General features: G+C 73.6%; 20 protein-coding genes and 1 tRNA gene. 10 read left to right on the forward strand and 11 right to left on the reverse strand.

Annotated elements, in window-relative coordinates:
- Window positions 1–47: 47 nt before the first annotated feature.
- A complete protein-coding gene (locus ACGFI1_RS09305) occupies window positions 48–731 on the forward strand; it encodes a TetR/AcrR family transcriptional regulator (RefSeq protein WP_392784302.1) in 684 nt (227 codons plus the stop codon).
- A tRNA-Met gene (locus ACGFI1_RS09310) sits at window positions 709–782 on the forward strand. Before ACGFI1_RS09305 ends, ACGFI1_RS09310 begins: the two co-directional genes overlap by 23 nt.
- A 143-nt stretch (window positions 783–925) precedes the next feature.
- On the opposite strand, the gene ACGFI1_RS09315 is transcribed toward ACGFI1_RS09310, so the two are convergent.
- A complete protein-coding gene (locus ACGFI1_RS09315) occupies window positions 926–1,867 on the reverse strand; it encodes a DUF5996 family protein (RefSeq protein WP_392784304.1) in 942 nt (313 codons plus the stop codon).
- A 112-nt stretch (window positions 1,868–1,979) separates the two neighbouring features.
- Between ACGFI1_RS09315 and ACGFI1_RS09320 the strand changes: the two genes are divergently transcribed.
- From ACGFI1_RS09320 to ACGFI1_RS09340, 5 genes are all read left to right on the forward strand, one after another.
- Window positions 1,980–2,351, forward strand: a complete 372-nt coding sequence (locus ACGFI1_RS09320) for a DUF3054 domain-containing protein (protein ID WP_138639198.1) — start codon at window positions 1,980–1,982, stop codon at window positions 2,349–2,351.
- Window positions 2,352–2,481: 130 nt separating this feature from the next.
- The gene (locus ACGFI1_RS09325) at window positions 2,482–4,128 is read left to right on the forward strand and encodes an AMP-binding protein (protein ID WP_392740102.1); all 1,647 of its coding nucleotides are present in this window, start codon (window positions 2,482–2,484) and stop codon (window positions 4,126–4,128) included.
- Between the two features lie 56 nt (window positions 4,129–4,184).
- Window positions 4,185–7,139 carry an AMP-binding protein gene (locus tag ACGFI1_RS09330; RefSeq protein ID WP_392784306.1) on the forward strand — a complete coding sequence of 985 codons (2,955 nt, stop codon included), beginning with the start codon at window positions 4,185–4,187 and terminating at the stop codon, window positions 7,137–7,139.
- Window positions 7,140–7,239: 100 nt separating this feature from the next.
- Entirely contained in the window at window positions 7,240–8,595 is a 1,356-nt protein-coding gene (locus ACGFI1_RS09335; RefSeq protein WP_301176286.1) for a cytochrome P450, read from the forward strand.
- On the forward strand, window positions 8,592–9,401 hold the full coding sequence (locus ACGFI1_RS09340) for an SDR family oxidoreductase (protein ID WP_392784308.1): 810 nt from the start codon (window positions 8,592–8,594) through the stop codon (window positions 9,399–9,401). Before ACGFI1_RS09335 ends, ACGFI1_RS09340 begins: the two co-directional genes overlap by 4 nt.
- Before the next feature lie 9 nt (window positions 9,402–9,410).
- Here the strand turns inward: ACGFI1_RS09340 and ACGFI1_RS09345 are convergent, their stop codons facing one another.
- On the reverse strand, window positions 9,411–10,271 hold the full coding sequence (locus ACGFI1_RS09345; RefSeq protein WP_392740424.1) for an oxygenase MpaB family protein: 861 nt from the start codon (window positions 10,269–10,271) through the stop codon (window positions 9,411–9,413).
- 105 nt (window positions 10,272–10,376) lie between these two features.
- Between ACGFI1_RS09345 and ACGFI1_RS09350 the strand changes: the two genes are divergently transcribed.
- Together ACGFI1_RS09350 and ACGFI1_RS09355 are read left to right on the forward strand one after the other, a co-directional pair.
- A complete protein-coding gene (locus ACGFI1_RS09350) occupies window positions 10,377–11,015 on the forward strand; it encodes a TetR/AcrR family transcriptional regulator (RefSeq protein WP_392784310.1) in 639 nt (212 codons plus the stop codon).
- A gap of 74 nt (window positions 11,016–11,089) precedes the next feature.
- Window positions 11,090–12,556 carry a carboxylesterase/lipase family protein gene (locus ACGFI1_RS09355; protein ID WP_392784311.1) on the forward strand — a complete coding sequence of 489 codons (1,467 nt, stop codon included), beginning with the start codon at window positions 11,090–11,092 and terminating at the stop codon, window positions 12,554–12,556.
- Here ACGFI1_RS09355 and lhgO read toward each other — a convergent pair.
- From lhgO to hisN, 3 genes are all read right to left on the reverse strand, one after another.
- Window positions 12,553–13,740: an L-2-hydroxyglutarate oxidase gene (lhgO, locus tag ACGFI1_RS09360; protein WP_392784313.1), complete on the reverse strand. Its 1,188-nt coding sequence runs from the start codon at window positions 13,738–13,740 to the stop codon at window positions 12,553–12,555. The two genes, ACGFI1_RS09355 and lhgO, sit on opposite strands and share 4 nt — an antisense overlap.
- 26 nt (window positions 13,741–13,766) lie before the next feature.
- On the reverse strand, window positions 13,767–13,958 hold the full coding sequence (locus tag ACGFI1_RS09365) for a hypothetical protein (RefSeq protein WP_392740118.1): 192 nt from the start codon (window positions 13,956–13,958) through the stop codon (window positions 13,767–13,769).
- 181 nt (window positions 13,959–14,139) lie between these two features.
- Window positions 14,140–14,943 (reverse strand): histidinol-phosphatase, encoded by an 804-nt coding sequence (gene hisN, locus ACGFI1_RS09370; protein ID WP_138639206.1) that lies wholly within the window; start codon window positions 14,941–14,943, stop codon window positions 14,140–14,142.
- 135 nt (window positions 14,944–15,078) lie between these two features.
- Here hisN and ACGFI1_RS09375 point away from each other — a divergent pair, with 135 nt between their 5' ends.
- Entirely contained in the window at window positions 15,079–15,927 is an 849-nt protein-coding gene (locus tag ACGFI1_RS09375; RefSeq protein WP_392784315.1) for a hypothetical protein, read from the forward strand.
- A 26-nt stretch (window positions 15,928–15,953) separates the two neighbouring features.
- On the opposite strand, the gene ACGFI1_RS09380 is transcribed toward ACGFI1_RS09375, so the two are convergent.
- The 6 genes from ACGFI1_RS09380 to ACGFI1_RS09405 form a co-directional block, all read right to left on the reverse strand.
- The gene (locus ACGFI1_RS09380) at window positions 15,954–17,480 is read right to left on the reverse strand and encodes a serine/threonine-protein kinase (protein WP_392784317.1); all 1,527 of its coding nucleotides are present in this window, start codon (window positions 17,478–17,480) and stop codon (window positions 15,954–15,956) included.
- A gap of 82 nt (window positions 17,481–17,562) precedes the next feature.
- On the reverse strand, window positions 17,563–18,528 hold the full coding sequence (gene rsgA, locus ACGFI1_RS09385; protein ID WP_392784319.1) for a ribosome small subunit-dependent GTPase A: 966 nt from the start codon (window positions 18,526–18,528) through the stop codon (window positions 17,563–17,565).
- A 57-nt stretch (window positions 18,529–18,585) separates the two neighbouring features.
- The gene (aroA, locus tag ACGFI1_RS09390) at window positions 18,586–19,860 is read right to left on the reverse strand and encodes a 3-phosphoshikimate 1-carboxyvinyltransferase (protein ID WP_387072601.1); all 1,275 of its coding nucleotides are present in this window, start codon (window positions 19,858–19,860) and stop codon (window positions 18,586–18,588) included.
- Between the two features lie 27 nt (window positions 19,861–19,887).
- Window positions 19,888–20,616, reverse strand: coding sequence for an anti-sigma factor family protein (locus tag ACGFI1_RS09395; RefSeq protein WP_392784321.1), 729 nt, complete (start codon window positions 20,614–20,616; stop codon window positions 19,888–19,890).
- Window positions 20,613–21,215 (reverse strand): sigma-70 family RNA polymerase sigma factor, encoded by a 603-nt coding sequence (locus ACGFI1_RS09400; RefSeq protein WP_392740133.1) that lies wholly within the window; start codon window positions 21,213–21,215, stop codon window positions 20,613–20,615. Before ACGFI1_RS09400 ends, ACGFI1_RS09395 begins: the two co-directional genes overlap by 4 nt.
- Window positions 21,216–21,326: 111 nt before the next feature.
- Complete coding sequence (locus ACGFI1_RS09405) at window positions 21,327–22,301, reverse strand: DoxX family membrane protein (RefSeq protein ID WP_392784323.1); 975 nt, start codon at window positions 22,299–22,301, stop codon at window positions 21,327–21,329.
- Window positions 22,302–22,392: the final 91 nt, after the last annotated feature.

Below are 22,392 nucleotides of genomic sequence, written 5' to 3' on the forward strand. Positions count from 1 at the left end.
GCTATTAACAGGCGTCGTTATTAACGCCCCCTGTTAGTATCATCGGCGTGCCGAAAGACGCAAGCGCCACCCGCGACGCCCTCCTGCACGCCGGCGCCCACCTCTTCGCCGCCCACGGCATCGACGCCGCCCGCACCCGCGACATCGTCACCCTCGCCGGACAAGGCAACGACTCCGCCGTCACCTACCACTTCGGCTCCCGCGCCGGCCTCCTCGACGCCGTCCTCCACGCCGGCATCACCCGCATGGAACCCGCCCGCGCCGCCGCCCTACCCCGCCTCCACCCCCGCGACCTCCCCGCCATCACCGTCGCCATCGTCCAACCCACCGCCGACGAACTCCGCACCGAACACGGCCGCGACTTCCTCCGCATCACCGCCCAACTCGCCGGACGCGCCGGAATCCGCGACCGCCACCTCCCACCCCTCCTGCGCGGCACCGCCCTCCAACGGCAACTCGAACTCCTCCAAGACGCCTGCCGCGCCACCCACCCCGAACCCCTCGCCCTCGAACGCGTCCAGCACTTCATCGCCTTCCTCACCGCCGCCCTCGCCGACCGCGCCACCCGCACCGCCCAACACCAGCCCCCCGCCCTCGACCACCACGCCTACACCGCCGACCTCACCGCCATGCTCACCGCCGCCCTCCAAACCCCCGCACCCGCCCATTTGCCTAACCACCCCCCACCCCATACAGTTAAGCCATCGCCGCGGGGTGGAGCAGTTCGGTAGCTCGCTGGGCTCATAACCCAGAGGTCGCAGGTTCAAATCCTGCCCCCGCTACTGGTCCTAGGGTCCCCTTGGTCGCCGCTTTGCGGCTTCCCGAGGGGACCCTTCGCCGTTTTCGGGGGGACGACCCCCCGTTCCCCCCGGTGCCTCCACCATCCCCCGCCCACCCGCCCCTGGGGCTTCGCCCCTAGACCCCCTTAGTCCTGTTTGTGGTGGTTTAGGCGGGTTGGGGATTCTTCTAGGGTTTGTCGGTCCCAGTTTGCGTTTTCTGCTGCTGCCTCGTAGGTGGCCTGGAGGAAGTCTGCTGCTGTTGCGTCTGGGTTTGGTGACGCTGCCACTGTTTCGTAGGGGAGGACGTACTCGCCCAGGGTCTGGTCGTAGTGGGCGCCTTGGGGGACCTTGTGGTCGGCGAAGCCCTTGGGTTCCGGGTAGGCGTAGGAGTAGAAGGCGCCCTCCTCGCCTCCGCCCGGCCAGAAGCCGGCGCTGGAGAGTTCGCCGGAATAGCCCTCCAGCATCACCCAGTCGGGGCAGTTCGGGGCGCCGCCGGGGTGGGCGGGGGCCGGGCGGCCGGAGAAGCGGGTGCAGGCCAGGTCCATCGCGCCCCAGAAGAAGTGCACCGGGCTCACCTTGCCGGTGAAGTGCGCGCGGAACGCGCCCAGGACGCGGTCGGCCTGGATCAGCTGGCGCCAGAAGAGGTGCGCGGCTTCGGGGTCGTAGGAGGATTTCTCGTTGTCCTCGGCGAACGGGATCGCCGGGTCCACCTCGTTCGGTGTGGCGCTGATCTGGGTTCGGATGCCCAGGTCGTCCATGGTGCTCATCAGCTCGGTGTAGAAGTCCGCCACCGGTCTTGGGGCGAGGTTCAGGTCGCGGGTCTCGCCGTTGCTGCGCCTGATGCGGAGCACGTGGTCGACGAAGTCGAACTCGATGTCGAAGGCGCCGTTCCCGTACGGGACCGACGACGTGGTCAGGCCCCTGGGGCTGACGTAGAGGGTGACCTGCCACCAGTGGTTCAGCAGCGGCTCGTGCGCCATCCGGATCTTGCCGACGATCTGCATCCACATGTGCAGGGTCTCGCGGGTGTCGGTCCAGTCCGCCAGCCGCAGGCGCGGCCAGTTCCCGTCCTCGCCTCGCTCTGCCATGACGCCTCCAGGTGACTCGGTCGTTGGCTCGGTCTGATACCCGCCCGATACCGGGAAAATGCACTGGCCAGTCCCGTGTCAGGTCACCGGTCTCCGGCTCTAGCCTGGAGGCATGCGCAACTATCTGGCGGGGCTGGCGGACGTCTGCTCCGTGCTCGTCTTCGTGGCGATCGGGCGGGCCTCGCACGAGGAGGCCGCGAGCCTGGCGGGGTTCGCCACGACCGCCTGGCCCTTCCTCGTCGGAGCCGGGGTCGGATGGGGCCTGACCCGGGCCTGGCGGCGGGCCGACGCGCTGGTGCCGACCGGGGTCGGCGTGTGGGTGTCCGCCGTCGCCGTCGGCATGGTGCTGCGGGCCGTGTCGGGGCAGGGGACGGCGCTCGCGTTCGTCATCGTGGCGACCCTGTTCCTCGGGGCCGTGCTGCTCGGGTGGCGGCTCGCCGCGCGGGTCGTCGAAGGGCGCAGGACGTCCGCCTCCGCCGGGTGACGCGCTTGTCGGGAGCCTCCAAATGACCGCCCGGTCTCTTTGACCGGTCGAACCGGTTGACGGAGGCGTCCGGTCCTGGTGAAGTTACCCGCGAGTCACGTGGGTGGCGGATCAGGGTGAAGGGAAGACGATGGCATCTGCGCTGCGCGAATGGCTGGACCGGCCGAACACCGGACGTGGCGTGCACCTCGCGGCCGACGACGGCGGCTGGGAGTACCGCGACTACGGTGAGCTGGCGTCCGCCGCGCGGCGCACCGCCGGGGCGCTGATCGAGGAGGGCGTCCGGCCGGGCGACGTCGTGTGCCTCATCCTCCCCACGGACTTCACCTGCATCGAGACGTACTTCGGCGTGTGGGCGGCGGGGGCCACCGTCTGCCTGATCACGCCGCCGCTCTTCCAGGACGGGGACGACTACGTCGCCCACGTCGCGGCCATCCTGCGGCAGGCGTCGCCGGCGCTCGTGGTCGCGTCCAAGGACCTGTCCGAGTACGCCGGGCGCGCCATGGACCAGGCCGGGATGAGCGGCGAGCCGTGGCAGCCGCGGCAGGGCGCCGAGGCCGACGTCCAGCCCGCGGGAGAGCTGGCGCTGCTGCAGTTCACGTCCGGGTCCAGCGGCGCCCCGCGCGGCGTCATGGTCACCTGGGAGAACCTGGAGGCCAACAGCGACCTCATCGCGCGGATGGCGGGGTACGAGGACGGCGACGTCGTCGCGTCCTGGCTGCCGCTCTACCACGACATGGGGCTCATCGGGACGTTCATCACGCCCATCGCGCGGCAGGGGATGCTGCGGCTGATGCGGCCCGACCACTTCATCCGCGACCCCGCACGGTGGATCCGCTGCTTCGCGGAGGCGCAGCACACGGCCGCGCCGCCGTTCGCCTACGCGTACTGCGCGCGGCGGGTCAAGCCGGAGCAGCTGGAAGGGCTCGACCTTTCGGGGTGGAAGATGGCGCTGATCGGGGCCGAGCCGATCGACCCGCACGCCCTTGAGGTGTTCGCCCGGCTCGTGGAGCCCTACGGGTTCTCGCGGTCCATGTTCAAGCCCGCTTACGGGATGGCCGAGACCACGCTGCTGGTCACCATGGACAACGCGCCCCGCGACCCGCTCGCCGTCCGGCCCGACCCGGAGGCGCTGGCGTTCGGGCAGCCCGTGCGGATCCTGGACCAGCACCGGCTCGGGGCCCAGTCGCTCGGCGCCAAGGCCGGGTGGGTCGTCGGGTGCGGGACGCCCGAGAGCGATGTGTCCGTCGTCATCGTCGACGACTCCGGGCGTCCCCTGGAGGACGGGCTTCTCGGGGAGATCGTCGTCGGGGGCGCCTCGGCCTGCCCGGGGTACTACGCGGGGGCCGAGGCCAAGTCGACGCGGTTCGTGGACGGGAAGGTCTACACCGGGGACGCCGGGTTCTTCCACGAGGGGCAGCTGTTCGTCCTCGGGCGGATGGGCGACAGCATCAAGGTGCGCGGCCGGTCGGTGTACGTCGAGGACCTCGAATCCAAGATCGCCGAGGTGAGCGGGCTCGGGAAGGGCCGCATCGTGGTGGTCGGCGTGCCGGGCGCCGGGCAGAAGGGGCTCGCGCTGTTCGCCGAGACGCAGAGCGAGGAGTGGATCCCGTCCGTGCGGGAGACGCTGCGGCGCCGGGTCGGCGACGACGTCGAGCTGACGATCGTGGTGGGCACCGGGCTGATCCAGCGCACCTCCAGCGGCAAGCCCCGCCGCCGGTACATGTGGGAGCGGCTGCAGGGCGGCCAGATGGACGGCGCACGGGTCGTCCGCTGATTGCTAAAGCCGGTGATAACACGACAACATGGCGGTGACGCTGTGAGAGGTCGACGATGCCGGCTGTTGCCAGAACGCTGTTCCGCCTGGGCGCCCGCCTGGGCTCCACCGCCCAGAACGCCCTGGAGGTCGCCCGCTTCGGCGGGTTCGACACCGATGAGGACGCCTCGCCGTGCGAGGTGGTGACCGAGCAGCGCGTGTACCGGCTGCGGCACTACTTCCCGGACGCGGCGGACGGGCCCGCGGTGCTGCTCGTCCCGCCGCTGATGATCACCGCGGAGGTGTACGACATCTCCTCGCGGGTCAGCGCCGTGCGCGTGCTGCACGACCTCGGCGTCGACCCGTGGGTGGTCGACTTCGGCGCGCCCGAGCGGGAGCCCGGCGGGCTGGAGCGGACCGTCAGCGACCACGTGCTGGCGGTCAGCGACGCCGTCGACCGGATCCGGAAGGCGACCGGGCGGGACGTCCACCTCGCCGGGTACTCGCAGGGCGGCATGTTCGTCTACCAGGCCGCCGCCTACCGGCGCAGCGACGGCATCGAGTCGGTCGTGACGTTCGGCAGCCCGTCCGACACCAGCCAGGGGCTTCCGTTCGGGCTGCCGAGCTGGCTCGCGTCGGAGGGCGTCGAGCGGATCCCCGACTGGGTGCTCGGCGGGTTCGCGGTGCCGGGGTGGGTGACGCGGCTCGGGTTCCAGGCCCTGAGCCCGGTCAAGTCCGTCCGGTCGCGGGTCGACTTCATCCTGCAGCTGCACGACCGTGAGCGGCTCGCGCCCAGGGAGCGGCAGCGGCGGTTCCTGGAGCGGGACGGGTGGGTGTCGTGGCCCGGCCCCGCGCTCGCCGAGTTCCTCCGCCAGTTCATCCAGCACAACCGCATGCTCACCGGCGGGTTCGTCATCGGCGACCGGCTGGTGACGCTCGCCGACATCACCTGCCCCGTGCTGACGTTCGTCGGGGAGGTCGACGAGATCGCCTCGCCGCCGATGGTGCGCGGCATCCGCCGCGCCGCGCCGCGCGCGCAGGTGTACGAGGCGTCGCTGCGCGCCGGGCACTTCGGGCTCGTCGTCGGCAGCCTCGCGATCGCGCAGACCTGGCCCGCCGTCGCGTCGTGGGCGCTGTGGCGGGAGGGCAAGGACGAGCTTCCGGAGATCGTCGCGCCGGTCGCGGGGGACGAGGAGGCCGAGCCCGCCGGCCTGCCCGGCGGCCCGGCGGGCTACGGGCTGCACCTGGCGATGGGCATCGGGGCCAGCGCCGCGCGGTCGGCGCTCCGGACGGCGTCGCAGGTCGTCCACGGCACCCGGCAGCTCAGCGGGGAGGCCGCGCAGAACCTGCCCCGGCTGGCGCGGCTGGAGCGCATCCAGTCCGACACGCGCATGTCGATGGGGCTGCTGCTGGACGAGCAGGCCCGGGACCGGCCCGGCGAGGTCTTCTTCCTGTACCAGGGCCGCGCGCACACCCACGACGCGGCCAAGCGGCGCGTCGACGCCGTGGTGCGCGGGCTGATCCACATCGGGGTGCGGCGCGGCGATGCCGTGGGCGTGCTGATGGAGACGCGGCCGACCGCGCTGGCGCTCGTCGCGGCGCTGAGCCGGCTCGGCGCCGTCGCGGTGCTGCTGCGCCCGGACGGCGACCCGGCCGCGGAGGCGCGGCTGGGCCAGGTGACGCGGGTCATCGCCGACCCGGAGCACGCCGCGATGGCCGCGCGGCTGGAGGGCGTCCAGGGCTACCTGCTCGGCGGCGTCGGGCGCGGCGACCGCGGGGCGCTGATCGACATGGAGACCATCGACCCCGCGAAGGTGGAGCTGCCGGGGTGGTACCGGGCGAACCCGGGGCGCGCCGGGGACCTCGCGTTCGTGGTCTTCCGGGGCGACGGGGAGCAGTTGCGGGCCAGCCGCATCACGAACCGGCGGTGGGCCCTGTCGGCGTTCGGGACCGCCTCGTCGGCGGCGCTGTCGTCGTCCGACACCGTCTACAGCATCACTCCGCTACAGCATTCGTCCGCCTTGCTGATGAGCTTGGGCGGTGCGGTGGCCGGGGGTGCGCGGCTTGCGTTGGCGAGTTCGTTCGATCCTGAGACGTTCTGGGACGAGGCGCGCCGCTATGGGGTGACTGTCGCGTCCTACACGTGGACGATGCTGCGCGAACTCGTGAACGCGCCGCCGAACCCGGCCGAGCGGCACCACGCCGTCCGGCTGTTCATCGGGTCGGGGATGCCGCGCGGGCTGTGGCGGCGGGTCGAGGACCGGTTCGCCCCCGCGCGGGTCCTGGAGTTCTACGCCTCGACGGAGGGCGAGGCGGTGCTGGTCAACATGAGCGGCAAGAAGCCCGGCTCGCTCGGCCGGCCGCTGCCCGGCAGCGCGCGGGTCCGGCTCGCGCGGTACGACTTGGAGAAAGGGCGGCTCGCCGAGGGGCCCGACGGGTTCGCGGTCAAGAGCGAGCCCGGCGAGATCGGCATGCTGCTCGCCCGGGTCCGGCTGTCGGCGATCGGCGCCGCGGCCCGTCCGGTGCGGGGCGTGTTCTGGCCCGAGGACGCGTGGACGATCACCGGCGACCTGTTCCGCCGGGACGCCGACGGCGACTACTGGCTCGTCGGGCGGGAGACCGAGCTGATCCGCACCGCCGACGGCATCGTCCCGCCCGGCCCCATCCGCGACGCGCTCGGCGACCTGCCGTACGTCGACAGCGTCGCCGTCTACGGGATTCCAGTGGGCGGCGGGGAGCTGGCCGCTGCCGCCGTCATCTTGCGGGACGGCGGCGAGTTGAAGGCCATCGACCTGTCGGAGGCGCTGCTGCGGGTCGAGCCGGGGCTGCGGCCCGCGCTGGTGCGGATCGTGGACGAGATGCCCGTCACGGCGGGACGGCGGCTGCGGACGGCGCCGCTGCGGGACGAGGGCGTCCCCGCCGCCGGCGACGGCCGCGCCTACTACCGGGACAAGGCGGGCGCGTACCGGCCGCTGACGGACGCGGCGCGGCGGCGGCTGCTCCGGGCGCCGTCGGCCCGCGAGGCGCGCTGACGCGCAAGTCACGAGCGATAAGTCTGGACTTACGGGCGTCCGCTACGTTAGAACAAAGCAACAGAATCCGGTTTTTTGTTGCACGCGTCCCGGAGGGTTCATGACGAGCGTCCTCGCGCCGCCGCCGCAGGGCAGCGGCCTGAAACCGGTCCCCGGCGTGCCCGGCGTCCCCTACATCGGCAGCACGCTCGCCGTGATGCGCGACCCGATCGGGATGGCCCGCAAGCGCTACGACCAGTACGGGCCCGTTGCGTGGGGCTGGCTGCTCGGGCAGCGCACCTGCACCGTCCAGGGGCCCGAGGCCGCCGAGGTCGTCCTGGTCAACCGGGACAAGGCGTTCGCGAGCGGGCCCGCGTGGAGCTACTACATCGGGCCGTTCTTCAAGCGCGGCATCATGCTCCTCGACTTCGAGGAGCACCTGCACCACCGCCGCATCATGCAGCAGGCGTTCACGCCCGCCCGGCTGCGCGCCTACATGGACGCGATGGCGCCCGGCATCGTCAAGGGCGTCGAGGCGTGGGAGCCCGGGCCCGGCTTCAAGGTGTACGACCACATCAAGAAGCTCACGCTCGACCTCGCCGTGGACGTGTTCATGGGCGTCGACCTGGACGACGCCGAGCGCGCGCGGGTCAACGGCGCCTTCATCGACGCCGTCCGCGCGGGCACGGCCTACGTGCGGTTCCCCGTCCCCGGGCTGCGCTGGCACCGCGGGCTCCAGGCCCGCAAGGTGCTGGAGGAGTTCTTCTACCGGCACCTGCCCGCCAAGCGGCGCGACGGCGGCGACGACCTGTTCGCCGCCCTGTGCCAGGCCGAGACCGACGACGGGCAGCGGTTCACCGACGAGGACGTCGTCAACCACATGATCTTCGCGCTGATGGCGGCGCACGACACCACCACCATCACGCTGACGACGATGTCCTACTACCTGGCCAAGTTCCCCGAATGGCAGGAGCGGCTGCGGGAGGAGTCCCTCGGCCTCGGCAAGCCGCAGCCGGCCTACGCCGACCTGGACGCCTTCACCGGCATCGACATGGTGATGAAGGAGTCGCTGCGGCTGCTGCCACCCGTCCCGGCGCTGCCCCGCAAGGTCGTCAAGGACACCTCGATCCTCGGCTACCACGTCCCCGCCGGGACGATGGTCGTGGTGCCGATGCTCAGCAACCACCACATGCCGCAGTGGTGGGCGGACCCGGAGCGGTTCGACCCCGAGCGCTTCTCGCCGGAGCGCCGCGAGGACAAGGCCCACAAGTACGCGTGGGCCCCGTTCGGCGGCGGCGCGCACAAGTGCATCGGGCTGTACTTCGCCGGGATGCAGGTGAAGACGATCCTGCACCAGGTCCTCCAGCGCTATCGCTGGAGCGTCCCCGCGCGGTACGAATGGCCCCTGGACACCACGTCCCTCCCTTCGCCGAAGGACGGGCTTCCCGTCCGGCTCGACCGCCTGGAGCAGCAATGAGCAAGGTCATCGCCATCACCGGAGCCGCGCGGGGGATCGGCCTCGCCACCGCCCGCGCCCTCAAGGCCAAGGGCGCCACCGTCGTCATCGGCGACATCGACGAGGCCGCCGTCCGGGAGGCCGCCGCGTCGCTCGGCGTCACCGGCCTCACCGTGGACGTCACCTCCCGCGAGTCGTTCACCGCGTTCCTGGACGCGGCGGAGGAGGCCGCGGGGCCGCTCGACGTCCTCATCAACAACGCCGGGATCATGCCGATCGGGCCGGTCACCGACGAGAGCGACGCCGACGCCCGCCGCTGCATCGACATCAACGTCCACGGCGTGATGCTCGGCACCAAGCTCGCCCTCGGCCGGATGCTGCCGCGCCGGTCCGGGCACATCATCAACATCGCCTCGCTCGCCGGCGTGATGTTCACCCCCGGCCTCGCCCTCTACAACGCCAGCAAGGCCGCCGTCGTCGGCTTCACCGAGGCGACCCGGCTGGAGGTGCAGGACCGGGGCGTGCACGTCAGCGCCGTGCTGCCGACGTTCACCAACACCGAGCTGGTCGCCGGGACGCGCAGCCCGAAGGGGCAGCAGAACTGCGAGCCGGAGGACATCGCCGCCGCCGTCGTCGAGCTGATCGGCAAGCCGCGCCCGCAGGTGGCGGTGCCGAAGAAGCTCGGCACGCAGGTCCGGCTCGGCGCGCTGTTCCCCGAGCGGCTCCGCCAGGCGACCTCCCGCCGCCTCGGCCTCGACAAGATCTTCCTGGAGTACGACCCGGACGCGCGCAAGGAGTACGACGCGCGAATCCGGTCGGGTTCCTGACCTTCTCGCTCAGGCCCGCCGCGCCTTCCGCGCCTCCCGGAAGGCGCGGCGGGCCTGCGGGAGGTAGCGGACGGACTCGGGCAGCAGCGGCCACAGCCGGTTGCCGGCGCGGACGGCCGCCGCGAAGCGGCGGTGGCGGCGCTCGTCGGCGGCGCTCCACGGCAGGTCGAGCAGCTCGCGCATGCGGGGGTGCAGGCCGCCGACCGTGATGAACCGGGCGACCGCGTTCAGCGGCGGCGACACCGCGCGCCACACCGGCGCGGGCACCCGCTTCGGGCGCGGCAGGCCCTTGGTGACGTAGCCGACGCCGTACCGGGCGGTCTTGTGGGGGACGATCTCCTCGTCCAGCATCCGCTTCCAGTACGCCTGGAACGCCTCCCAGTCCGCGGGCATGGCCCGGTCGCTGACCCCGTACATCCGGAACCAGGTCTTCGACTCCTCGTAGATGCGGCGCTTCTCGCCGTCGCCGAGCGGGCGGATGAACGTCTCGATCCCGTACAGCATGTTGTCGAGGAAGGTCGCGTGCGCCCAGTAGTAGGTCTCGGGGTCGAGGGCGTGGTAGCGGGTGCCGTCCGGCATCGTGCCCTTGATGTCGCGGTGGTAGTCGCGGACCTTGCGGCCCGTCTCGGCGGACCGCTCCGCCCCGTAGACGGTGTCCAGGATCGGCCCGGCGGAGCGTTTGACCCGCGCGAACGTCTCCTTGAAGAACACCGAGTGGTCGAGGACGCCCTGGCCGAGCGCGGGGAGCATGTTCTGCAGGACGGCCGCCCGCGGCCCGACGAGGACCATCCGGGTGTCGCCGAAGTAGCGCCAGGTCAGCGAGCCCGGTCCGAGCGGGGCCGGGGGCTGCGTCTCGGCCTGGTCCGTCATGTGCACCGCCGCGAGTGTGAGACAGAAGTACAGAGCGACGATTATTGTATCTGTGTAGCATCCGGCGGGCACGGCCCGGGTGCCCGATCCGGCTAGGGTGCGGCTATGACGATGGACGCGACGACCTCGGACGAGCTGCTCGCGCGGCTGTCCGAGCCCGACACCGGGGCCGACGACCTCGACACCCGCATCCTGGACGCCGCGCTCGCGGAGTTCGAGACCTACGGGCTGCGCAGGGTCAGCGTCGAGGACGTCGCCAAGCGAGCGGGGGTCGCGCGCACCACCATCTACCGGCGCTTCAGCAACAAGGAGCAGCTGCTCCAGGCGGTCATCCTGCGCGAGTGCCACCGGTTCCTCACCGCGATCGCCGAGGCCACCGAGGACCTCGGGTCCGCCGAGGAGGCCGTCGTGGAGGGGTTCGTGGTCGGGCTGCGCAGCGCCCGCACCCATCCGCTGATGACGCGCGTCCTGGAGAGCGAGCCGGAGGCGTTCCTGCCGCAGCTCAGCATGAACGGCGGCGCGGTCATGCTCGCCGCCCGCGACATCCTCGCCGAGCGGCTGCGCCGCGCCCGCCCCGGCGACGCGCAGGACCACGGCACCGTCGCCGAGGTGCTGCTGCGGCTCGCGGTGTCGCTGCTGCTCGTGCCGGGCGGTGGCCTGCGGCTGGACGACGAGGACGCCATCCGCGCCTTCGCCCGCGACTACCTCACCCGGATGCTCCGCCCCGCGCCCCGGAACGGGTGACGGGGCGTTCCGCCACCGCCGTCCGTCCCGTACGCTCTGGTCATCGAACTTCGTTCTAGAACCGGAGGCGCGGCATGGAGGCGGTCGTCCAGACGTCCCACGGAAAGGTGCGCGGCAGGACGCGGGACGGCGTCACCGCCTTCCTCGGCATCCCCTACGCCGCGCCCCCGTTCGGGCCGAACCGCTTCCGGGAGCCGCGCCCGCCGGAGCCGTGGGACGGCGTCCGCGACGCCTTCGAGTACGGGCCGACCGCGCCCAAGCCCGGCTACCCCAAGCCGTACGACGCGCTGCTGCCCGACCCCGACATCCCGGGTGAGGACTGCCTCAACCTGAACGTCTGGACACCCGAGCCGGGGGCCGCCGGGCTGCCCGTGATGGTGTGGATCCACGGCGGCGCGTTCCGCAACGGGTCCGGCGCCGTGCCCGTCTACAGCGGGCGCAACTTCGCCCGCGACGGCGTCGTCTGCGTGACCGTCAACTACCGGCTCGGCGTCGAGGGCTTCGCGAACCTGCCGGGCGCCCCGCTCAACCGGGGGCTGCTCGACCAGATCGCCGCGCTGGAGTGGGTGCGCGACAACATCGCGGCCTTCGGCGGCGACCCGGGAAACGTCACCGTGTTCGGCGAGTCGGCGGGCGGGATGAGCGTCACCACCCTGCTCTCCCTCGACCTCGGGCTGTTCCGGCGCGCGATCGCGCAGAGCGGCGCCGGCAGCATCGCGCAGGACCCGGACGACGCCATGCTCGTCACGAAGGAGATGGCGGCCCGGCTCGGCATCGAGCCGACCGCGGAGGCGTTCGCGGCGCTCGACCCGGCCGCGATCCTGCCCGCGCAGTCGTCCGTCGCCGCCGAGGTCTCGATGGTCCCCGACCCCGGCCGGTGGGGCGCCACCACCGCGGCGGGCGGCATGTCCCTCACCCCGGTGCTGGACGGCGCGCTGCTCGCCCGGCGGCCCGAGGACGCGATCGCCGCCGGCGCCGGCCGCGACGTCGACCTCCTCATCGGCTACACCTCCGAGGAGTTCCGGTTCTTCCTGATGCCGACCGGCCTCGCGGACCAGCTCACCGACGAGGTCGTGGGCCTCGTCACCACCGGGATGGGCGTCCCGGCGGGGCTGCCCGGCGCCTACCGGGACCGGTACCCGGAGATGACGGCGGGCGAGCTGATGGCGACGATCATCACCGACCACCTGTTCCGGATCCCGGCGAACCGCGCCGCCGCCGGGCACGCCGCCGCCGGCGGCCGCACCTGGATGTACGAGTTCGCGTGGCGGTCGCCGAACCACGGCCTCGGCGCCTGCCACGCCCTCGAACTGGGCTTCGTGTTCGACAACCTGACCGCCGAGGAGGAGGGGCTGACCGGGCCGAACCCGCCGCAGGCCCTCGCCGACCGGATGCACCGCCACTGGGTGGACTTCGCGGCCTCCGGCGATCCCGGCTGGGAGCGCTTCGACCCGTCCGCGCGGCTGGTGCGGACGTTCGACGGGCCGGGCGACGCGACCGCCGCCGACCCGCGCGGCGACGTCCGCAAGCTCTGGGACTAGAGCCGCTCGACCACGTGCTCGGCGATGGCGAGGGAGGACGTCGCCGCCGGGGACGGGGCGTTGCGGACCGTCACGACCGGTCCGACGCGCCCGATGCGGAAGTCGTCGACGAGCGAGCCGTCGGGGTCCACCGCCTGCGCGCGGACCCCGGCGGGCGCCGCGACGACGTCGGCGGCCGTGAGCGCCGGGACGAACCCGCGCGCCTCGGCGACGAACGCCCGCTTCACCGCCGACCCGTACAGTTCCTTCGCGCCCGTCCGCCAGTGCCGCCGCGCCAGGTGGCGGAAGCCGGGCCAGCGGACCGTCTCCCACACGTCGCCGGGGCGGACGTCCCGCCGCCGGTAGCCCTCCCTGGCCAGCGCCAGGACGGCGTTGGGGCCGATGTCCACGCCGCCGTCCACGCGCCGCGTGAAGTGCACGCCGAGGAACGGGTAGCGCGGGTCCGGCACCGGGTAGATCAGGCCGCGGACCTGGTCCGTCCGGGACGGGACGAGCCGGTAGTACTCGCCCCGGAACGGGATGATCGCCGGGGCGGGCGCGTCGCCGGCCAGGCGCGCCACCCGGTCCGACTGGAGCCCCGCGCACACGACGAGGCGGTCGAAGACCAGCTCCTCGTGCGGGGACGCGACCGTGACCCGGTCGCCGGCCCGGCCGAGCCGGACGACCTCGAAGCCGAGCCTGATCTCGCCGCCGGCCGCGGTGACGTCCGCGGCGAACGCGCGGGCGACCGCCGGGAAGTCGGCGATCGCCGTGGTGGGGGAGTGCAGCGCCGCGACCCCGGCGGCGTGCGGCTCGATCTCCCGCAGCCCGCCGCCCGTCAGGCGGCGCAGGCCCGGGACGCCGTTGGCGGTCGCGCGCCGCTCGATCTCGTCCAGCGCGGCCAGTTCGGACGCGTCGCGCGCCACGACGACCTTGCCGCACTCCTCGTAGGGCAGGTTCCGGTCGGTGCAGTACTCCTTGAGCAGCCCGATCCCGCGCCTGCACAGCGTCGCCTTGAGCGAGCCGGGCGCGTAGTACAGGCCCGCGTGGGCGACGCCGCTGCTGTGGCCCGTCTGGTGGGCCGCGACGCGGTCCTCCTTGTCGAGGACCGTCACCCGGACGCCGGGACGCGTCTCCGCCAGCCGGCGCGCGATCGCCAGCCCGAGGATCCCCGCGCCGACGACCCCGACCCGTGTTTCCGCCACCCCCGCACCCTAACGGGCGCCGGGCCTCAGCTCCCGAGCCGCTTGCGGCCCTGCGCCCGGACCCGCCTGCGCTGCGAGGGGTCGAGCATCATGTAGCCGACGACGGGCAGCGCCACGACGCCCAGCACGATGAGGAGGGCGATGAGCGGGCCGAGAATCTTGAGGGCGATGAGCGAGACCACCACACCGCCGATGACGTAGACAACCTTCGTTCCCATACCTGCACCTCCGGGCTTCTACCGAGAGAACGACCGTCCCGTGACGGTTTGTTCCACGATATGTCGCGAGTTGGCGGATGGCCATGGTGAGCGGACGGCCATGGTGATCTGCCCCGGAGTGGGTATGCCCGGCTCGCGGGGGTCGGATGCGCAGGTCGGACGCGCGGGTCAGATGCGCAGGTCAGATGCGCAGGGACAGCTGACCGCCGCCCAGGGCGCGCAGGACGTCGGCGTGCAGCCTGCCGTTCGAGCAGACCACGCTGCCGCCGTCCGGGCCCGGGACGCCGGACAGGTCGGTGAACATGCCGCCCGCCTCCTCCACGATCACCTGGAGGGCGGCGAGGTCCCACAGCGACACCTCCGGCTCGGTGGAGATGTCGACCGCGCCCTCGGCGACCATCATGTGCGACCAGAAGTCGCCGAACGCCCGCGTCCGCCACACCGACCGCGTCAGGTCGAGGAACTGGGTGAGGCGGCCCTGCTCCTCCCAGCCGCTCAGGCTGGAGAACGACAGCGACGCGTCGGCGAGGTCGCCCACCGACGACACGTTCATCCGGGTGGCGCGGGTGAGGCTGCGGCCCGTCCAGGCGCCGCCGCCGCGGGCCGCCCACCAGCGCTTGTTCAGCGCGGGCGCCGACACCACGCCGACCACGATCTCGTCGTTCTCCATCAGCGCGATCAGCGTCGCCCACACCGGCACGCCGCGCACGAAGTTCTTCGTCGCGTCGATCGGGTCGATGATCCAGCAGCGGTTCCCGTAGCCCGTCTTGCCGTACTCCTCGCCGATGACCGCGTCCCGCGGGCGGGCCCGCTTCAGCGTGCCGCGGATCTGCTCCTCCACGCTGCGGTCGGCGTCGCTGACCGGCGTCAGGTCCGGCTTGGTCTCGATGTCGAGATCGAGGGCGCGGAAACGCCTGGTCGTGATGTCGTCGGCCCCGTCCGCCAGCACATGCGCGAGACGAAGGTCATCGGAATAGCCCGCCACGGCGTGCAACGCTACCCTGATCGCCCCCGCCCGGACACACCCGTCCGTGCCGTACCGGCTTTTCCGGCATCCGGACGTGGCGCGCCGGGCCGCGATCGCCGGTTTCGGGGGGCGGGTGGTGGCAGCATGGGGGCCATGGCGCACGACCTTCCCGCATGGGTGGCCGAGCTGACCGACCCGCGCCGGGCGGAAACGCTCGACGAGCTCGCCGACCGCCTCGTCCCCCTCGCCGAGCACGCGATCGACGTCTCCCGCCGGTTGCAGGCGCAGCTCAACGAGCTCAACGACCCGTTCAAACGCGAGGCCCTCTACGGGCGCGTGGACCGGCTGAAGGCCCGGGTGGGCGAGGCCCTCGACGAGGTCACGGCGGAGATCGCCGCGTCCGGGGCCGAGCGCATCGAGCGGGTCTGGGCGGACTGGGCCGGCCGCGCCGGTCCCGGCGACCGCGGCGCGCGGGAGCGCGAGCTGCGCCGGCTGCTGGACCGCGACGTCGTGCCCGTCCTGTCCCGGCAGCAGGAGGACGTCGCCGCACGCGTCGCCGAACGCACCTCCAAGGCGCTGGAGGCGGCGACGCAGACGCTGCTGACGCGGGTGGAGGAGCTGGCCAAGGCGGTCACCGACCTGATCCACGACGTGCTGCCGCTGGCCCGCGAGGGCCTGGAGCTGGCGAGCCGCATCTCGACGCTGTCGGGCCACGCCCGCAAGGCGGGCCGGGGGCCGGTCCCCGGCGAGCTGAAGAGCGCGGGCGCCGAGACGTCCCGGGCGTTCGACGAGGCCGTCGCGCGGCTGGAGCTGGAGTGGTCCGCGCTCGGCGCCCGGTCGGCGACCGTGCGGGCGGCGCTGCGCGGCGCGGAGGAGACCGCGTTCAGCCACGTCACCGAGGAGATGACCCGCTGCGTGGAGGAGCTCGCGCCCCGGCACGTCGAGGCGCTGAACGAGGCCGAGGCCAAGGCCCGCACCTTGTTCGAGGAGTCGCGCGGGTAAGTCCGGGGGGCGGCCGGGCTGCTCCGCTAGGACTTCATGGTGAGGCTCTGCAGGAACGTCTCGTAGTAGGTGACGCTCTCGTCCCAGTGCGCCTGGTCGGTCGCCAGCAGCGCCTGGTAGAGGACGCCGCCCGACTCGAACACCCGCACGCGGGCACGGCCGGGCGTGCCGTTCTTGGTGAAGGTGAACTGCAGTTCGGCCGCCGGCCCGTACTTGTACGGGACGCTCCGCTCGAAGCTCTCCTGCTTGAAGTCGGGATACGCCCCCGTGTCGCTCTTCATCTGGCCGATCGCGGCCGCCAGGCCGTCACCGGGGCTCTGGAAGGACGAGCCGAGGCGCTGGAACGCCAGCCCCCGCGTCACGCCCTTCGTCTCGTCGGTGAACGTCACGTCGTCGCCCTCGGCCTCCTCCTTCCACCCCTTGGGGACGGCTACGACGAAGCTCGACCCGCGGTAGATCCGGTAGTCGGCGGGCGGGGAGGAGGGCGCGGACGACGCCGACGACGGCGTTCCCGACGTCGAGGTGCCGGCCCGGCCGCTCGGGCTCTGCTCGTTGCCGTTGCTGGTGAAGATGACCACCACGATGACGGCGACGGCGAGCGCGGCCGCGAAGACGCCCGCGGGCACGATCAGCGGCCACGGCACCCGCCGCCGCGGCGGGGGCGGCGGCGGGGGAGCCGTCGGGGCGGTGCCGGCCGGCGGCAGCGTGATGTCGTGCGGCGGCGGGCCGGGCGCGATGGCCTGCGGCGCGGCGTCGGCGGCCCGGCGGAGCAGCCGCCGGGCCTCGTCGGGGCCGATCCGCTGCGCGGGGTCCTTGCGCAGCAGCCCGTGCAGGACGGGCGCCAGCGGCCCGGCGAGGCGCAGCGGGTCCGGGTCGTCGGACAGGACGGCGGCCATCACGCCCCACACGTCCGGCCGCGCGAACGGCGGGCGCCCCTCCACGGCGGCGTAGAGCGTCCCGCCCAGCGACCACAGGTCGGACGCCGGGGTCGCCTTCTGGTGCCGGGCCTGCTCGGGCGCCAGGTACGCGGGGGACCCGACGATCGCGCCCGCCTGGGTGAGGGTCTCGTCGCCCGCCACGGTCGCGATCCCGAAGTCGGTGAGGACGGCCCGGCCGCCCGGCAGCAGCACGTTCCCCGGCTTGACGTCGCGGTGCACGACCCCGGCCGCGTGCGCGGCGCCGAGCGCGTCCAGCAGGTCGAGGCCGATCGCCGCGACCCGCGCGGGGGGCAGCGGCCCCTCCCGTTTGAGGACCCGGTCCAGCGACTCCGCCCGGACGAACTGCATGACGATCCATGGCCGGCCGTCCTCCTCGACGACGTCGTGGACCGTCACGATGCCCGGGTGGTCGAGCCGCGCCGCCGACCGCGCCTCCCGGAACGTCCGCGCGTACAGCCGCTCGACCTGCGCCTCGTCCAGGCCCTGCGGCAGCGTCACCTCCTTGACCGCGACCTCGCGGTCCAGCGTCCGGTCGCGGGCCCGCCAGACGGCGCCCATCCCGCCCCGGCCGAGCACCTCCACGAGCTCGTACCGCGCCGCGATCAACTGAGGCATGAAGGGGACCTTACCGACGCGGGCGGCGGCCGTCGCGGGCAATGCGCGGGGAAGAAGCGAGCAACCCACGGGCAAGGCCCGGCTATTCGGCGTCCGCCTCCCGGCTGGCGAGCAGGCGGCGCAGCGAGTCCAGCCGGGACTGCGAGGCGTGCCCGTCGGCGACCCACCCGTCCAGGCCGCAGTCGTCCTGGAAGTGGTCGCAGTGCGGCGGGCAGCGCTCGGCGGCGCCCTCGGCCAGGTCGTCGAACGCGTTGATCACGTTCCCCGGGTCGACGTGCGCCAGCCCGAAGCTCCGCACGCCCGGGGTGTCGATGATCCAGCCGTCGCCGCCGGGCAGCTCCAGCGCGATCGCCGACGAGGAGGTGTGCCGGCCGCGGCCGGTCACCGCGTTGACATGGCTGACCGCGCGCTCGGCGTCCGGGACGAGCGCGTTCACCAGCGTCGACTTGCCGACGCCGGAGTGCCCGACGAGGACGCTGGTGCGCCCCGCCAGATGGCCGCGCAGCTCGTCGAGGCCGCCGCCGCGCCGGGTCACCACGTACGGGACGCCGAGCGGCGCGTACTCGGCGACCAGCGCCTCCGCGCCGGCGAGGTCGGCCTTGGTCAGGCAGAGCAGCGGGTCCATCCCGGCGTCGTAGGCGGCGACGAGCTGCCGGTCGATCATGCGGGGGCGCGGCTCCGGGTCGGCCAGCGCGGTCACGATCGCGAGCTGGTCGGCGTTCGCGACGATGATCCGCTCGAACGGGTCGGTGTCGTCGGCGGTGCGGCGCAGCGAGGAGGTGCGCGGCTCCACCCGGACGATCCGGGCGAGGGTGTCGGCGGCGCCGGACACGTCCCCGACCACCGCCACCCGGTCGCCCACGACCACGCCCTTGCGGCCGAGCTCGCGGGCGCGCATCGCGGTCACGGCGCGCTCGTCGTCGGTGCCCGGGTCCACCAGGCAGCGGTAGCGGCCCCGGTCCACGGCCGTCACGAAGCCGGGGGAGGCGTCCTCGTGCGCGGGACGGCGGCGGGTGCGCGGCCGCGACCCGCGGCGCCCGGGCCGCACCCGGACGTCGTCCTCGTCGTAGTCGTGTGCTCGTCGAGCCAGTGTCCGCCCCTGCCGTCAGGCGGGCGCCTGCAGGGACGCCCACAACCGAGTGAAGTTCGGAAGAGTCTTGCCCACGGTCTCCGGATTCTCCACTTCGATGCCGGGAACGGCCAGTCCGAGCACCGCCGCCGCCATCACCATCCGGTGGTCGTCGTAGGTGTGGAACACGCCGCCGTGCAGCGGACGGGGCCGGATCTCCAGCCCGTCCGGCAGCTCGGCGGCGTCGCCGCCCAGCCCGTTGATCTCGGTGACCAGCGCGGCCAGCCGGTCGGTCTCGTGCCCGCGCAGGTGCGCGATGCCGGTCAGCCGGGACGGCGAGCCGGCCAGCGCGCACAGCGCCGCCAGCACCGGGGTCAGCTCGCCGACCTCGTGCAGGTCGGCCTCCAGGCCGCGGAACCCGCCGGCGGGGCCCCGCACGGTCAGGCCGTCCGGCCCGTGCGACACCTCCGCGCCCATCTCGGTGAGCAGGCCGCGCAGGGCGTCGCCCGGCTGCGTCGTCCGCGCGGGCCAGCCCGGCACGGTCACCCGCCCGCCGGTGACGAGCGCGGCGCCGAGGAACTGCGCCGAGTTCGACAGGTCGGGCTCGATCACCCACTCGCGGCCCCGCAGCGGGCCGGGGGCCACCCGCCAGACGTTCTCTTCGGCCTCGACCACCGCGCCCGCCTCGCGGAGCATCTCGACGGTCATCGCCAGGTGCGCGCCGGACGGCACCGGCGGGCCCTCGTGCCGGACCTCCACGCCCTTCTCGAAGCGCGGCGCGGCCAGCAGCAGCCCCGACACCAGTTGGGACGACCCGGACGCGTCGATCACAACCGCGCCGCCGTCCACCGATCCCGTCCCGCGCACGGTGAACGGGAGCGCGCCCCGCCCGCCGTCGTCGATGCCGGCGCCGAGCGCCCGCAGCGCGGTGATGATCGGGCCCATCGGCCGCTCCCGGGCGCGCGGGTCGCCGTCCACGGACACCTCTCCGGCGGCGAGCGCCGCGACCGGCGGCAGGAACCGCATCACCGTCCCGGCCAGGCCCGTGTCGACGCTCGCCGGGCCGCGCAGCTCACCCGGGGTGACCAGCCAGTCATCGCCGTCCTCGGCCACCCCGGTGCCGAGCGCGCGCAGCGCGGCGGCCATCAGGTCGGTGTCGCGGCTGCGCAGCGGCCGGACGATCCGGCCGGGCGCGGCGGCGAGCGCGGCCAGCACCAGCGCCCGGTTCGTCATCGACTTCGAGCCGGGCAGCGGGACCACGGCGTCCACCGGGGCGTGCGCGACGGGGGCGGACCAATGCGGAGAGGGCATGCCCCAAGGCTATCGGGCCGCGGCAGGTCACAGCGGGATGGTGAGGAGCGTCCCGCCGCCGTCCAGCCTGACCACGAAGCTGCTGATCTCGCCCATGTCGAGCCCCGTCCCGCCCTGCATGACGAGCGGCTTGGGCTGGCCCGGCACGCCGTAGCCCTTGTCGGGGACGCGCCAGCCCGCGACGACGCTGCGCTCGCCGTCCTTCGACACGGCCTCCAGGTGGCACCGCAGCGGCCCCTTGATGCCGCGCAGCTCCAGGCTGACCTGCGTGCCCCAGCCCTTGTCGACCAGCCCGACCGTCCCGGCCGCGCCGGTGCCCGCGTCGGTCGCGTGGAACTGTCGGCCCGTGACGGGCTGCGCCACCGGCGGCGGCTGCCGCTGCTCGCCCTCCTCGCCGAGCGCGGCGCCGATCGCGACGCCCGCGCCCAGCGCCACCGCGGCGGCGGCCGTGCCGACCACGTACGCGCCCCGGCGGAGCCTCCGGTCGGCGCGCCGCCGGCCGCGCACCATGTCGAGGACGGCGGCCGGGGGTGTGGACGGCTCGTCCTCACCCGCCTCCGCCTCCTCCCCGCCCGGGGACAGGCCCGGCTCGGGCACCAGCGAGAAGAGGGCCCCGGCCGTCCCCGACAGCTCGCCCAGCTCGGCCTGGCAGCGGCCGCAGCCGGCCAGATGCGCCTCGAACGCCCGCCGGTCGCCGGGTTCGAGAAGGCCGAGCGCGTAGGCGCCGACATCGGTGTGCTCGATCTGGGAACTCACGAGGTCACCCCCCTCTCCTCCAAGGCGACGCGCAGGGCGCGCAGCGCGTAGTAGACGCGGGACTTGACCGTCCCCACCGGGATGCCGAGGTGCTCGGCGGCCTGGTTCACCGTCCGGTCGCGCAGCACCGTCTCCGTCAGCGCCTGCCGGTGCGCGGGCGACAGGGACTCCAGGGCCTCCGCCACGACGACCTTGCGCAGCAGGCCGTCCAGCTCGTCCGCCATCGGCACGTTCTCCAGGGGGCCGTCGCCGACCTCCGGCGGCCGGACCTCGCGCTGCCGCCGGTTGTCGATCACGATACGCCGGGAGACCGTGGCCAGCCACGGCATCAGCGACGAGGTCCGGTCGTCCAGCCGGTCCGCGCTGCGCCACGCCCTGATCATGGTCTCCTGCACCACGTCCTCGGCCCACTGGCGGTCACCGCCGGTCAGCCGGAGGACGAACGCGAGGAGGGGCCGATGGTACTCGCGGTAGAGCGCGGTGACCATGTCCTCGTCGTCCGGGGCGGTGGCGCCGCCGGGCGGGCGTGCCGGGCCGGGGCGGCGGAGCAGGCTCCGCAACCCGCCGGGCCGGCGGCCGGTCGATCCGGGAAGTGCCATGGCCGGGGCGTCTCCGGGGTGCTCGAATGCGGACGGTCGTCAAGCAGTACGGAACCGCTCCGCCCCCGGGTTCAACCGTCTTGAGGGTCTTTTAAGGCTCTCTTCGGAAAGTCAGCGCTTGACCGCCTCCAGGACCTTGCCCGCCTGGACGGCCGTGCCGGTCTTCACCGTCCTGCCGGCCTTCATCGCCTTCGCCGCCTGGGTGGCGGTGCCCGCCTTCATGGTCTTGCCCGCGGCCTTGCCCGCCTTCGCGGCCTTCCCCGCGCGGTGGGCCGCCGCCGTCCGGACGTCCGGGCCGGTGGAGCGGCCCCGCTTCGCCCCGCCCCGGGACGCGATGCCCTTGAGCGCGCCGGTCGCCTTGCCCGCCTTGAACGTGCCCGCGGCGCCGGCCTTCGTCAGCAGGCCCCCGGCCTTGCCCCCCGCCTTGCCCGCCTTCCCGGCCTTGAGCATGCCGCCCGGCTTGAGCATGCCGCCGCCCGGCTTGGCGCTCTTCTTCATCTTGGCCGCCTTCGCGCCCTGCACGGCGGCCTTGCGCCCGGCCTCCGCGCGCGCGATCCGCACCTGGCGGGCGGCCTCCCGGCGGGCGTCCCGCAGCGTGGCGGCGGCCTCCCGGCGCATCGCCTTCGCGTCCGCGCCGCTCTTGATCTGCGTCTCGCGCAGCGCGCGGCGCAGTTCCGCGGCGCGCGGCGGGCGGCGCGGCTCGGTCGCCGCCATCAGCAGCGCGCCGAACAGCGCGGCGTTCTTCAGCAGGTGGGAGCGCTCGCTGGCGCGGCGATCGGGGTCGTCCTCGGTCCAGTAGCGGTGCTCGGTCGCCAGCGCCGGGACCAGCTGCGCGGCGAGCAGCAGCGTCGTCAGCCGCCGGAACCGGCCGGTCAGCAGCAGCGCGCCCGTGCCGAGGCTGATCGCGCCCTCGATGCGGACGAGCGTCTCGGGGTCCTTGGGCATCCACTCGATCCGGTCGGCGACCGGCTTGACGGCCGGGCCGACCTGCTCGGCGCGCTCGCGCGGATCGCGGATGGCGTCCAGGCCGGTCATGATGTAGGGCGCCGCCACGAGCGGGCGGGCCATGGTCGTGAAGGGTCGCATGACCGGCTACATGCCCAACGCGCCGCGCCTCAAGCGCGGCCGTAAGGGGACTCACGCGTGCCGCGGCGCCATGGCGGGCCGGGTGTCGCCG

Origin of the sequence: Actinomadura geliboluensis (assembly GCF_043197915.1) — a bacterium.
Lineage (GTDB): Bacteria > Actinomycetota > Actinomycetes > Streptosporangiales > Streptosporangiaceae > Spirillospora > Spirillospora geliboluensis.

What these genes read in the sequence shown, in the direction of transcription:
- ACGFI1_RS09345 (WP_392740424.1), bottom strand. Translation starts at nt 10,271, where the DNA reads ATGACGGACCAGGCCGAGACGCAGCCCCCGGCCCCGCTCGGACCGGGC.
- ACGFI1_RS09320 (WP_138639198.1), top strand. Translation starts at nt 1,980, where the DNA reads ATGCGCAACTATCTGGCGGGGCTGGCGGACGTCTGCTCCGTGCTCGTC.
- aroA (WP_387072601.1), bottom strand. Translation starts at nt 19,860, where the DNA reads ATGCCCTCTCCGCATTGGTCCGCCCCCGTCGCGCACGCCCCGGTGGAC.
- ACGFI1_RS09335 (WP_301176286.1), top strand. Translation starts at nt 7,240, where the DNA reads ATGACGAGCGTCCTCGCGCCGCCGCCGCAGGGCAGCGGCCTGAAACCG.
- ACGFI1_RS09330 (WP_392784306.1), top strand. Translation starts at nt 4,185, where the DNA reads ATGCCGGCTGTTGCCAGAACGCTGTTCCGCCTGGGCGCCCGCCTGGGC.
- ACGFI1_RS09355 (WP_392784311.1), top strand. Translation starts at nt 11,090, where the DNA reads ATGGAGGCGGTCGTCCAGACGTCCCACGGAAAGGTGCGCGGCAGGACG.
- ACGFI1_RS09400 (WP_392740133.1), bottom strand. Translation starts at nt 21,215, where the DNA reads ATGGCACTTCCCGGATCGACCGGCCGCCGGCCCGGCGGGTTGCGGAGC.
- ACGFI1_RS09375 (WP_392784315.1), top strand. Translation starts at nt 15,079, where the DNA reads ATGGCGCACGACCTTCCCGCATGGGTGGCCGAGCTGACCGACCCGCGC.
- ACGFI1_RS09340 (WP_392784308.1), top strand. Translation starts at nt 8,592, where the DNA reads ATGAGCAAGGTCATCGCCATCACCGGAGCCGCGCGGGGGATCGGCCTC.
- ACGFI1_RS09380 (WP_392784317.1), bottom strand. Translation starts at nt 17,480, where the DNA reads ATGCCTCAGTTGATCGCGGCGCGGTACGAGCTCGTGGAGGTGCTCGGC.
- ACGFI1_RS09405 (WP_392784323.1), bottom strand. Translation starts at nt 22,301, where the DNA reads ATGCGACCCTTCACGACCATGGCCCGCCCGCTCGTGGCGGCGCCCTAC.
- ACGFI1_RS09315 (WP_392784304.1), bottom strand. Translation starts at nt 1,867, where the DNA reads ATGGCAGAGCGAGGCGAGGACGGGAACTGGCCGCGCCTGCGGCTGGCG.
- ACGFI1_RS09350 (WP_392784310.1), top strand. Translation starts at nt 10,377, where the DNA reads ATGACGATGGACGCGACGACCTCGGACGAGCTGCTCGCGCGGCTGTCC.
- ACGFI1_RS09325 (WP_392740102.1), top strand. Translation starts at nt 2,482, where the DNA reads ATGGCATCTGCGCTGCGCGAATGGCTGGACCGGCCGAACACCGGACGT.
- ACGFI1_RS09365 (WP_392740118.1), bottom strand. Translation starts at nt 13,958, where the DNA reads ATGGGAACGAAGGTTGTCTACGTCATCGGCGGTGTGGTGGTCTCGCTC.